The 10,912-nt window shown below is 71.7% G+C and carries 14 protein-coding genes and 1 riboswitch; of the genes, 11 read left to right on the forward strand and 3 right to left on the reverse strand.

Features of this window, described 5'->3' with window-relative positions; translation table 11 throughout:
• Positions 1-172 precede the first annotated feature (172 nt).
• The 5 genes from EYA84_RS17510 (at position 173) to EYA84_RS17530 (ending at position 3,366) form a co-directional block, all read left to right on the forward strand.
• The gene (locus tag EYA84_RS17510; RefSeq protein ID WP_131054135.1) at positions 173-598 is read left to right on the forward strand and encodes a roadblock/LC7 domain-containing protein; all 426 of its coding nucleotides are present in this window, start codon (positions 173-175) and stop codon (positions 596-598) included.
• Positions 595-1,029, forward strand: coding sequence for a DUF742 domain-containing protein (locus EYA84_RS17515; RefSeq protein ID WP_131054136.1), 435 nt, complete (start codon positions 595-597; stop codon positions 1,027-1,029). Before EYA84_RS17510 ends, EYA84_RS17515 begins: the two co-directional genes overlap by 4 nt.
• The gene (locus EYA84_RS17520) at positions 1,013-1,603 is read left to right on the forward strand and encodes an ATP/GTP-binding protein (RefSeq protein ID WP_131054137.1); all 591 of its coding nucleotides are present in this window, start codon (positions 1,013-1,015) and stop codon (positions 1,601-1,603) included. Before EYA84_RS17515 ends, EYA84_RS17520 begins: the two co-directional genes overlap by 17 nt.
• A 100-nt stretch (positions 1,604-1,703) precedes the next feature.
• On the forward strand, positions 1,704-2,675 hold the full coding sequence (locus tag EYA84_RS17525; protein WP_131054138.1) for a glycine betaine ABC transporter substrate-binding protein: 972 nt from the start codon (positions 1,704-1,706) through the stop codon (positions 2,673-2,675).
• 142 nt (positions 2,676-2,817) lie between these two features.
• Positions 2,818-3,366 (forward strand): GNAT family N-acetyltransferase, encoded by a 549-nt coding sequence (locus tag EYA84_RS17530; protein ID WP_394347581.1) that lies wholly within the window; start codon positions 2,818-2,820, stop codon positions 3,364-3,366.
• A gap of 488 nt (positions 3,367-3,854) precedes the next feature.
• Here the strand turns inward: EYA84_RS17530 and EYA84_RS17535 are convergent, their stop codons facing one another.
• Positions 3,855-4,259 carry an MmcQ/YjbR family DNA-binding protein gene (locus EYA84_RS17535; protein ID WP_131054140.1) on the reverse strand — a complete coding sequence of 135 codons (405 nt, stop codon included), beginning with the start codon at positions 4,257-4,259 and terminating at the stop codon, positions 3,855-3,857.
• 162 nt (positions 4,260-4,421) lie between these two features.
• On the opposite strand from EYA84_RS17535, the gene EYA84_RS17540 reads away from it, so the two are divergent.
• Both EYA84_RS17540 and EYA84_RS17545 read left to right on the forward strand, forming a co-directional pair.
• Complete coding sequence (locus EYA84_RS17540; RefSeq protein WP_131054141.1) at positions 4,422-4,682, forward strand: hypothetical protein; 261 nt, start codon at positions 4,422-4,424, stop codon at positions 4,680-4,682.
• Positions 4,683-4,804: 122 nt separating this feature from the next.
• Complete coding sequence (locus EYA84_RS17545; RefSeq protein WP_131054142.1) at positions 4,805-5,056, forward strand: hypothetical protein; 252 nt, start codon at positions 4,805-4,807, stop codon at positions 5,054-5,056.
• A 50-nt stretch (positions 5,057-5,106) separates the two neighbouring features.
• On the opposite strand, the gene EYA84_RS17550 is transcribed toward EYA84_RS17545, so the two are convergent.
• Entirely contained in the window at positions 5,107-6,543 is a 1,437-nt protein-coding gene (locus tag EYA84_RS17550) for a glycine hydroxymethyltransferase (RefSeq protein ID WP_131054143.1), read from the reverse strand.
• 18 nt (positions 6,544-6,561) lie between these two features.
• Positions 6,562-6,651, reverse strand: a riboswitch (ZMP/ZTP riboswitch).
• A gap of 108 nt (positions 6,652-6,759) precedes the next feature.
• Between EYA84_RS17550 and EYA84_RS17555 the strand changes: the two genes are divergently transcribed.
• Complete coding sequence (locus EYA84_RS17555) at positions 6,760-7,731, forward strand: DNA polymerase domain-containing protein (RefSeq protein ID WP_131054144.1); 972 nt, start codon at positions 6,760-6,762, stop codon at positions 7,729-7,731.
• A gap of 7 nt (positions 7,732-7,738) precedes the next feature.
• Here the strand turns inward: EYA84_RS17555 and EYA84_RS17560 are convergent, their stop codons facing one another.
• The gene (locus tag EYA84_RS17560) at positions 7,739-8,221 is read right to left on the reverse strand and encodes an Lrp/AsnC family transcriptional regulator (RefSeq protein ID WP_176095884.1); all 483 of its coding nucleotides are present in this window, start codon (positions 8,219-8,221) and stop codon (positions 7,739-7,741) included.
• Positions 8,222-8,349: 128 nt separating this feature from the next.
• Here EYA84_RS17560 and pdhA point away from each other — a divergent pair, with 128 nt between their 5' ends.
• From pdhA to EYA84_RS17575, 3 genes are all read left to right on the forward strand, one after another.
• Positions 8,350-9,513: a pyruvate dehydrogenase (acetyl-transferring) E1 component subunit alpha gene (pdhA, locus tag EYA84_RS17565; RefSeq protein ID WP_131054146.1), complete on the forward strand. Its 1,164-nt coding sequence runs from the start codon at positions 8,350-8,352 to the stop codon at positions 9,511-9,513.
• On the forward strand, positions 9,513-10,526 hold the full coding sequence (locus tag EYA84_RS17570; protein ID WP_131054147.1) for an alpha-ketoacid dehydrogenase subunit beta: 1,014 nt from the start codon (positions 9,513-9,515) through the stop codon (positions 10,524-10,526). Before pdhA ends, EYA84_RS17570 begins: the two co-directional genes overlap by 1 nt.
• A gap of 156 nt (positions 10,527-10,682) precedes the next feature.
• The coding region (locus EYA84_RS17575) for a biotin/lipoyl-containing protein (protein ID WP_343232775.1) at positions 10,683-10,912 on the forward strand (230 nt) is incomplete at its 3' end.

Here is a 10,912-nt window from a genome sequence, read left to right on the forward strand (position 1 = left end):
GCCGCCGACCCGGTCGCGTCCGCACCGCGTCCGGCCGCCATGGACGACTCGCCGATGGAGATCCGGAACCGGTTGACCGCGCTGCGGGCCGGGACGCTCCGCAGCCAGGGCGACCGGCCGACACCACCGACCCGGTCCAGCGACGACACCACGACCGAGCCTTGGGGGGCCCGTGAAGGTTGACATCCAGAGCGATCCACACCAGTTGAACTGGCTGCTGGCGAACTTCGTCCGGCAGACGGACGGGGTGCGCGACGCGGTCGCCGTCTCGTCCGACGGGTTGCTCATCGCCGTCTCCACCGGACTCAACCGGGGTGCCGGCGACCAGCTCGCCGCGATCGTGTCCAGCATGGCCAGCCTGGCCCGGACCGCCTCCCGCAAGTACGACTTCGACGGCCTCAAACTCATCATGATCGAGATGAGGCGCGGCTTCCTGCTGGTGTCGGCGATCAGCGACGGCAGCTGCCTGGGGGTGCTCGCCGACGGCGACTGCGACCTGGGCCTGGTCGGCTACGAGATCTCGCTGCTGGCCGACCGGTTCGGCACCATGCTGACGCCGGCGTTGATCTCCGAGTCGAGACGAGTGCTGCCCCGGTGAGCGGTGCCGGACCGCGGCTGCCCGACCCGCGGATGATCCCGTACTGGAGCGCGGCACCGGCACCGGTCGGCCCGGCTCCCGAGCCGCCGCCGCCCGCACCGGAGTCGTCCGACGCGGAGGCGGTACGCCCGTTCCTGCTCACCGGCGGACGTACCCGCCCGGTCCAGGACGGGCTGCGGGTGGAGACGCTGCTCTCCGCCCAACCGGCGGCACTCTCCGCGCCGCTGCGTTTCGAGGCCCGTCGGATCGTCGAGTTGTGCCAGCGGCCGATCACCGTGGCCGACCTGGCGGTGGCGCTGCGGGTGCCGCTCGGCGTCACCCGGGTGCTGGTGGCAGATCTGCTCAGCGAGGGCTACCTGCGCCGTGAGGAACAGGGCGAGCTCTCCGTCGCCATGATCGAGAGGATCAGGGACCGTGTCCGCGCTCTCTAGCCAGCCGCCCACACCCACCGCGGTCAAGATCGTGGTGAGCGGGGGGTTCGGCGTCGGCAAGACCACCTTCGTCGGTGCGGTGTCGGAGATCGAGCCGCTCGTCACCGAGGCAGACCTGACCGAGGTCTCGGTGGGGGTCGACGACACCTCGGTGGTGGCCGGCAAGACCACCACCACCGTGGCCCTGGACTTCGGCCGGATCAGTCTCGACGAGTCCCTGCTGATGTACCTGTTCGGCACGCCCGGACAGGACCGGTTCGCCTTCCTCTGGGACGACCTGGTGGACGGCGCGCTGGGCGCGGTCGTGCTGATCGACACCCGGCGGATCGAGGACTGCTTCCCGGCCATCGACTACTTCGAGGACCACCACATCCCGTTCCTGCTGGCCGTCAACACGTTCGAGGCGACCCGCCGCTTCGCGCTGGCCGAGGTGCGGGAGGCGCTCGGCGTCGCGGACGACGTGGTGCTGGTGGAGTGCGACGCGCGTCAGCGGGAGTCGGTCAAGCAGGTGCTCGTCGCGCTCACCGAGGTGGTGCTGGCGCAACGCCTCGCGCGGGCCGGCGTCGGTCGCTGACCAGCGGACGGCAGCACCCCTGCGGCACGGCACCCCGGCGGCACCGCAGCCCCTCCGGCACCTCGGCCGGGCGCAACGACGAAGAGGAGAAGAGGCAGCGATGCAGAGATCAGGGTGGACCAGGGCGGTGGCCCTCGCCTGCGTGGCCGCACTGGCACTGACCGGCTGCGCGGCCGACATCCAGCCCCGGATCGCGCCGCCGGGGCCACCGGAGCGGACCGAGTGCGGCACGCTGACGCTGGCCAACCTGCCGTGGATCGGGTACGAGGCGAACCTCGCGGTGATCGGCTACCTGGCCAAGAACCGGCTCAACTGCACGGTGGTGGTCAAGGACCTCACGGCGGAGGAGGCCTGGGAGGAGGTCGCCGCCGGCAGCACCGACGTCATCCTGGAGAACTGGGGCCGCGAGGGCCTGAAGAAGAAGTACATCGACGAGGAACGCAAGGCCGTCGAGCACGGCATGACCGGCAACCAGGGCGTCGTCGGCTGGTACGTGACGCCGTGGCTGGTCGAGCAGCACCCGAACATCACCAACTGGCGGAACCTCAACGACTACGCCTACCTGTTCCGGACGCCCACCTCCGGCGGTCGGGGTGTCCTGCTCAACGGCGACCCGTCGTACGAGACCAACGACCGGGCGTTGATCCGCAACCTGAAGCTGAACTACACGGTCACCACCGTGGGCAGCGAGGACAAGCTCATCGAGGCGTTCCGGGAGGCGGAGCGCGACCGTCGGCCGGCGATCGGCTACTTCTACGCGCCGCAGTGGTTCCTCGCCGAGGTCGACCTGGTGCACGTCAAGCTGCCGCCCTACACGCCGGGCTGTGACGTGGACCCGGAGAAGGTGGCCTGCGACTACCAGCCCTACGACCTCGACAAGATCGCCAACCGGGAGTTCGCCGAGTCCGGCAACCCGGCCGCCGACCTGGTCAAGAACTTCCAGTGGACCAACGCCCACCAGAACGAGGTGGCCCGCTACCTCACGGTCGACGAGTTGTCCCACGACGAGGCGGCCAAGAAGTGGCTCGACGCCAACCCGGACGTCTGGCAGGACTGGCTGCCCGCCGACTGAGTCGGCCCACCCGGTGGAACGCGTCCCGCTCCGCCGCCGGACACCGGTCGACGGCGTGACCCGGTACCCCGGGCCACGCCGTCGACCGGTCAGCGCGGCGGGTCCCGGGCGGCTAGAGTCCGACCTCGTGCATCCTCCCGAGGTGAGCGTCGCGAGCCCGGCGGACCGGACGCCGGTAGTCGACGCCCTGGTGGCCGCGTTCAGCACGGATCCCGTGGTGCGCTTCTTCTTCCCCGACGACGAGACCTACCCTCGGTCGGCCGCCGTCCTCTTCGGACACCTCTTCGACAAGCAGGTCGTCAAGGGCACCGTCTGGACGGTCGAGCAGGGTGCCGCGACCGCCATCTGGGAGCCGCCGGTGGCCGGCACGGCCGTCCTCGACGACGGCCGCCGCCCGGCCCTGCCCGACGACGTGCTGCGCCGGGTGCACGCCTACGACCAGGCGCTGCGTGCCGTCCTGCCCCACCATCCGCACTGGTACCTGGGCATCCTCGGCACCCACCCGGCCCATGCGGGCCGCCGGTTGGGGCGTGCCGCGATGAGTGCCGGGCTGCGGCGGGCCGCCGAGGCGGGGCTCCCCGCCGTGCTGGAGACCGGCAACCCGGTCAACGTGGAGATCTACCGGCGTGCCGGCTGGGAGTTGGTCGACACGCTGACCGACCCGATCCCGGTCTGGGTGATGCGACGGTAACCCGGGCCCACCCGCTTCACCCGGGCCCATCCGCTTCACCCGGGCCCATCCGGGCCCTCAGCAGGCCCATGCTCCCGCCTCCACCGCAAGATCACGCTCGATCCGGGATCGAGTGGTCATCGTCGCGTTCGGATACCACTCGATCCGGGATCGAGCGTGATCTTCGGTAGGCGGGCGCTTCTCCGGCTGCCGGTGGGAGATCTGTGCCGGTGACCAGCTCGGTGTCATCCGAGCTGTCAGACTCGCCTGCGAGAAGCGATAGCGCCAGGCCGCCGACCGGCACACTCCAGACTCACCACCGGTGATGTCGGTCTGCGACCTCGCCGATCATGGAGTTGTGGCCTTGACTTAAGCCGCTTATCGTGGCATTTCGCCTACCACAACTCCATGATCGGCGGGGGCGGGCGGGGGTTCACACGCCGATGGTCATCAGTCGGACGGCCCGACGGAGTCGGCAGTCGGGGCGGCGCGGGTCGGTTGGGGCGGAGTCAGGCGTCGGGCGGTGCCGTCGTGGCGCGGTGGGCGGCGGCGAGGCGCTTCGGCGCGCGGGCGAACCACGCCTCCGTGATGATCTCGGTCAGTTCGGCCCCGTCGATCCGGTCCAGCCGCACCAGCACCGCCGGGTAGCCGTCGAGGTGCGGCGTCGTCAGGTAGACGGCCGGGTCGTCCGCGAGCAGTGCCTCCTTGACGCCGAGGTCGGCGACCCGTACGCCGAGGATCGGGCCGGTCGGCGCGGACGGTCCGAGCGCGTCGAGGTCGGCTCGGCGCAGCGGGCGCTCCCACACGAACGACTTGTCCCGTACGGTCCAGGCGGGCAGACCGTCGTAGGAGGGGCGCTCACCGGTCTCCGGCAGGCTCAACGCGATCCGACGCACGTCATCCCAACTCGCCACCGCCCGACCATACGCCCCGGCCGGGATCGACGGTGGGCACGCGCCGGTCGCGCCCGGCGTGTCGGGGCCCTTGCCCGGGTCCTTCTCGGCAGCGACACACCGCGTTCGTCGGAAAGCGAACGGTGACCTTCGCCGTATCGTGCTCCTGCGTGGACGGTCATAATGGGCGGCATGGTTGCCTGGGAGTACGCCCTGCTGGTCCGCCGTTACCAGGGACAGGGCCGCAATTTCCATGTGTCGTTCGTCTGGTACGGCCCGGACGGATCGCGTAAGGACGTCACCGCGTACGGCGACACCGCCGTGGCGCACCTCAACCGGTACGGCCGGGAAGGCTGGGAACTGGTCACCGCCGCCGAGGACGTCAACAACGTCCAGGGCAGCACCGAGGTGCACCGATACCACCTCAAGCGTCCACTGAACTGAGCCCACTCCACCGTCGGTCGACCACCGCCCGGGAACGCGTTGACGGCGCGTCCCGGGCGTCGTCACGCTTGTCGACAGATGTCGATGCATGCGCGTCGGCCGGTCTGTTGCAGGGGGTAACCATGCGCAAACGCAGGATCCTGGCGCCGCTGGCGGCGCTCGCCACGGTGGGCGCGGCTCTGGTGGTCGGTGCGGCACCGGCTCAGGCTGATCCGCCCGGCGGCACGCTGCGCGGGGTGTACTACAGCTACGACTTCTGCCGCTCGTACGGCTTCACCGGCGCCGCCGAGGGACGATGGGACTGGTGGTACTGCGAGCAGAGCTACGCCCCGCAGAGCGCCCAGTGGTTCCTCTGGACGTTCGACTACTCCTGATCGTCCCGGTGCGCGTCGGGCCGGTGCACCGGCCCGACGCGCCTGCGTCGTCAGCCCAGGTCGACGTTCGGGTACAGCGGGAATCCGGCCAGCAACTCGCCGGCCTGCCGGCTGACCTTGTCCGCCAGCGCCGGGTCCAGCACGTACTTGGCCTTGGAGGCGGTGCCGTCCGGGTTCGCCCCGGCGCTGGTCTGGCTGAGCACCGTGTGGATCAGCTCGGCGGTGCCGTCCATCTCGGCCGTGCCCAGCCCGCGCGTGGTCAACGCGGGCGTGCCGATCCGGATGCCGGAGGTGTACCAGGCGCCGTTGGCGTCCTGCGGCACCGCGTTGCGGTTGGTCACGATGCCCGAGTCCAGCAGCGCCTGCTCGGCCTGCCGGCCGGTCAGCCCGTAGCCGGTGACGTCGATGAGCACCAGGTGGTTGTCGGTGCCGCCGGTGACCAGCGTGGCGCCCCGACGCAGCAGCCCGTCGGCCAGCGCCTGGGCGTTGTCGACGATCCGCTGGGCGTAGGCGGCGAAGTCGGGGCGGCGCGCCTCGGCCAGCGCGACCGCCTTGGCCGCCATCACGTGCGGCAGCGGCCCGCCGAGCACCATCGGGCAGCCCCGGTCCACCTGGTCGGCCAGCTCCGGGCCGCAGAGCACCATGCCGCCGCGTGGGCCGCGCAGTGACTTGTGCGTGGTGGTGGTGACGATGTGCGCGTGCGGCACCGGGTCGAAGTCGCCGGTGAAGACCTTGCCGGCGACCAGACCGGCGAAGTGGGCCATGTCCACCATGAAGGTGGCGCCGACCGAGTCGGCGATCTCCCGCATGATCCGGAAGTTCACCTTGCGCGGGTACGCCGAGTAGCCGGCGACCAGCACCAGCGGCCGGAACTCGCGGGCCGCCTCCGCGACCCTGTCGTAGTCGACCAGCCCGGTGGCCGGGTCGGTGCCGTAGCTGCGCTGGTCGAACATCTTGCCGGAGATGTTCGGCCGGAAGCCGTGGGTGAGGTGGCCGCCGGCGTCCAGCGACATGCCGAGCATCCGCTGGTCGCCCAGCTCCCGGCGGAGCGCGAACCAGTCCTGCTCGGTGAGGTCGTTGACGTGCCGGGCCTGCGCCCGCTTGAGCGCGGGGGACTCCACCCGGTCGGCCAGGATCGCCCAGAACGCCACCAGGTTGGCGTCGATGCCCGAGTGCGGCTGCACGTATGCGTGCGACGCGCCGAACAGCTCCCGGGCGTGCTCGGCGGCGAGCGCCTCGACCGTGTCGACGTTCTGGCAGCCGGCGTAGAACCGGCGCCCCACCGTGCCCTCGGCGTACTTGTCGCTGAACCAGTTGCCCATCGCCAGCAGGGTGGCCGGCGAGGCGTAGTTCTCGCTGGCGATCAGCTTGAGCGACTCGCGCTGGTCGACCAGCTCCGCCCCGATGGCGTCGGCCACCCGGGGCTCGACGGCGCGGATGACCTCCAGCGCGCTGCGGAAAGCGGCGGATTCGGCGTTCGGCGGCATGCGACCTCCTGGTGACGTGCGGAAGGCCCAGGCGCTCGGCGTGCGTCCTCATGACGGGGCCGCTTCCCGATGGTGCTCCATCTCGACGCGCCAGTCACGGCCCCCGCCGATCCTAGCGGGTGGGCTCTCCGGCCCCGCGCACACCGGGTCGGACCCGCCCCGACCGGCCCCGCGAGGTCGCCACCGCGCCGGCCGTACGCGTCGTACGCTCGGCAGATGGCGACCTCGGCCGAGGAGATCCAGGTAGGGCGGCGGACGGTGCGCGTCTCCAGCCCGGACAAGCCGTACTTCCCGGAGCGCGGGCTGACCAAGCGCGACGTGGTGCGCTACTTCCTCGCCGTCGGCGACGGCATCCTGCGCGCGCTCAAGGACCGGCCGACCATGCTCGAACGCTGGCCGCGCGGCGTGTTCGAGGGGGCGACGATCGCCACCCGGCAGGACAACCGGGGCGACGCCTTCTATCAGAAGCGCGTGCCGGCGGGCGCGCCCGACTGGGTGGGCACCGCCCACATCACGTTCCCCAGCGGGCGCAGCGCCGACGAGGTCGCGCCGGGGGAACTGGCGGTGGTGATCTGGGCGGTCAACCTGGGCACACTGCGGTTCCACCCGTGGCCGGTGAACCGGGCCGACGTCGAGCGGCCGGACCAGCTCCGGATCGACCTGGACCCGCTGCCCGGGGTGGGGTTCGACCAGGTCGTCCCGGTGGCGCACGAGGTGCGTGGCTTCCTCGACGAGCTGGGCCTGGCCGGGTTTCCGAAGACCACCGGCGGGCGCGGCCTGCACGTGTACGTCCCGATCGAGCCCCGGTGGAGCTTCGGCGACTGCCGCCGGGCGGTGCTGGCGCTCGGCGGCGAGATGCGGCGGCGCCGGCCGGACCTGGTCACCACCACCTGGTGGCGGGACCAGCGGGACCGACCGGTCTTCGTCGACTACAACCAGATGGCCCGGGACCACACGATGACCTCGGCGTACTCGATCCGGCCGACGCCTGCGGCGCTGGTCTCCGCCCCGCTGGACTGGGCCGAGCTGGACGACGTACGGCCGGAGGACTTCGACGTGACCACCATGCCCGCCCGGTTCGCGGAGCGGGGCGACCCGCACGCCGGTCTGGACGGGCCACGGTTCTCGCTGGACCCGCTGCTGGAGCTGGCCGACCGGGAGGGGCTGGCCGCGCCGCCGGAACGCTGAGCGGCGGTCAGGCCCACGGGCTGCGGACGCCGTCGTATTCCTCGAAGACCAGCCAGCTCCGGGTGGACAGCACCCCGGAGATGCGCTGGACCCGGTCCAGCACCACGTCCCGCAGGGTGGCGTTGTCCGGTGCCCGGACCAGGGCGAGTACGTCGTGTTCGCCGCTGAGCAGCGCCACGTGCTCGACGTAGCGCACCCGGGCCAGCTCCGCCGACACCTCCCGCCAGGTGTTCTGCTGGATGGTCAGGGCGATGTACGCCGAGGTGCCCAACCCGGCCGGCTCCGGCGCGACCCGGGCGGCGAACCCGGTGACCACCCCGTCGCGCAGCAGTCGCTCCATGCGCGCGTACGCGTTGGTGCGGGACACGTGCACCCGCTCGGCGAGCGTCCGGACGGAGATCCGCCCGTCCCGGGTCAGTTCGTCCAGGATCCGTCGGTCCACCTCGTCCAACCCTGGTGCCGTTCGTCCCGTGCCACCCCGCAGGGGCACTGTGTCAGCGGTCTCCTGGCTCACCCGAGCCTCCCATCAGTGCCATACATCCCGCCTTCACCGGCCATCTTGAGTCAATCATCCGACCAAAGGAGCATAGGTCCACCACACGTCCAGGAGGTTCCGCCGTGACGACCACCCCTCAGGCGGCCCGCAGGGCAACCCCGCGGAAGCGCCGGTCGGCCACCCCGACCGCGCCCGACCCGGCCGCTGCCCTGCTTCCCCAGGCCGATCCGGTCCGGCTGCTCAATCCGGACGGCACCCTGCTGCCGTCCCGGGCCGACTATCCCGAGCCACCGGTGGCGACACTGCGCGAGATGTACCGCCGGATGGTCGTCGGCCGCCGGTTCGACGCGCAGGCCACCGCACTGACCAAGCAGGGCCGCCTCGCGGTCTACCCGTCCTCGCGAGGGCAGGAGGCGTGCCAGGTCGGCGGGGTTCTCGCGCTGCGCGAGGACGACTGGGTCTTCCCGACCTACCGCGAGTCGATGGCGCTGACCGCGCGGGGCATCGACCCGGTCGAGGTCCTCACCCTGCTGCGCGGCGACTGGCACTGCGGGTACGACCCGGCCGTGCGCCGCACCGCGCCGCAGTGCACCCCGCTCGCCACCCAGTGCGTGCACGCCGCCGGCCTGGCCTACGGCGAGACCTACCAGGGGCGGGACACGGTGGCACTGGTCTACGTCGGTGACGGCGCGACCAGCGAGGGCGACTTCCACGAGGGGGTCAACTTCGCCGCCGTGTTCAAGGCCCCGGTGGTCTACTTCGTGCAGAACAACCGGTACGCGATCAGCGTGCCGCTGTCCCGCCAGACCGCCGCCCCGTCACTGGCCTACAAGGGCGTCGGGTACGGCGTGCCGAGCGAGCAGGTCGACGGCAACGACCCGGTGGCCGTGCTCGCCGTGCTGGAGAAGGCGGTGGCGCACGCCCGCGCCGGCAAGGGGCCGTTCCTGGTCGAGGCGCACACCTACCGGATGGAGCCGCACACCAACGCCGACGACGCGACGCGCTACCGCGACGCCGACGAGGTGGAGGCGTGGCGGGACCGCGACCCGGTGGCCCGGCTGGAGGCGTACCTGCGCTCCCGTGAGGCCCTCGACGACGACGCCGTAACCGCCGTCGCGCAGGAGGCCGAGGAGTACGCGGCGGGGCTGCGCGAGCGGATGAACGCCGAACCCACCGTCGACCCGCTCACCCTCTTCGACCACGTCTACGCGCAGCCCACCCCGCAGCTCGTCGAACAGCGCGACCAGGTCCGCGCCGAGCTCGCCGCGCAGGAGGAGGACGCCTGATGGCCACCATGACCATGGCGAAGGCGCTCAACGCGGCGCTCGCCGACGCGCTGCTGGAGGACGATCGGGTCGTCGTCTTCGGCGAGGACGTCGGGCAACTCGGTGGCGTCTTCCGGATCACCGACGGACTACAGGCCCGCTTCGGCGACAAGCGCTGCTTCGACACCCCGCTGGCCGAGGCCGGCATCGTCGGCTTCGCGGTCGGACTGGCGATGTCCGGGCTGCGTCCGGTGGTGGAGATGCAGTTCGACGCGTTCGCGTACCCGGCGTTCGAGCAGATCGCCTCGCACGTGGCGAAGCTGCGCAACCGCACCCGGGGCGCGCTGAGCATGCCGATGGTGATCCGTGTGCCGTACGCGGGTGGCATCGGCGGCGTGGAGCACCACTGCGACTCGTCCGAGGCGTACTACGCGCACACCCCGGGCCTGAAGGTGGTCACCCCGGCGACCGTCGACGACGCGTACTCGCTGCTGCGGGAGGCGATCGACGACCCCGACCCGGTGGTGTTCATGGAGCCGAAGAAGCTCTACTTCACCAGCGCCGAGGCGGACCTGCCGACGCGGACCGCTCCGTTCGGCCGGGCGGTGGTCCGTCGGCCCGGCCGGGACGCCACCCTGGTCGCGTACGGGCCGGCGGTGCCGGTCGCGCTGGAGGCCGCCGAGGCCGCCCGCGAGGAGGGCTGGGACCTGGAGGTCGTCGACGTACGCACCATCGTGCCGTTCGACGACGCCACGATCGCCGACTCGGTCCGGCGTACCGGCCGCTGCGTGGTGGTGCAGGAGGCACAGGGTTTCGCCGGAGTCGGCGCGGAGATCGCCGCCCGGGTGCAGGAACGCTGCTTCCACGCGCTGCACGCGCCGGTGCTGCGGGTCTCCGGGCTGGACATCCCGTACCCGGCGCCGATGCTGGAGCACACGCACCTGCCCTCGGTCGACCGGGTGCTGGACGCGGTGGCCCGCCTCCAGTGGGACGACCAGCCGGACTCCCGCTGGCTCGCCGAGGTGCCGGCATGAGCGAGCGGAGCGAGCGAGTCATCGGGTGCGGTGCGGTGGAGTCTCGTGGCGGCACGCAGCGGAGCGGAGTGCCGGCATGAGCGAGCGGAGCGAGCGAGTCATCGGGTGCGGTGCGGTGGAGTCTCGTGGCGGCACGCAGCGGAGCGGAGTGCCGGCATGAGCGAGCAAGTCTTCTTCCTTCCTGACCTCGGTGAGGGGCTCGCCGAGGCGGAGATCGTGCAGTGGCGGGTCGCGGTGGGTGACGTGGTCACCGTGGACCAGACCGTGGTCGAGGTGGAGACCGCCAAGGCGGTCGTGGACGTGCCCTGCCCGTACGCCGGCCGGGTGGTGGCCCTGCACGGCGCGGAGGGCGAGGTGCGTCCGGTCGGCCAGCCGTTGATCACGGT

Origin of the sequence: Verrucosispora sp. SN26_14.1 (genome assembly GCF_004307965.1) — a bacterium.
Classification (GTDB): Bacteria; Actinomycetota; Actinomycetes; order Mycobacteriales; family Micromonosporaceae; genus Micromonospora.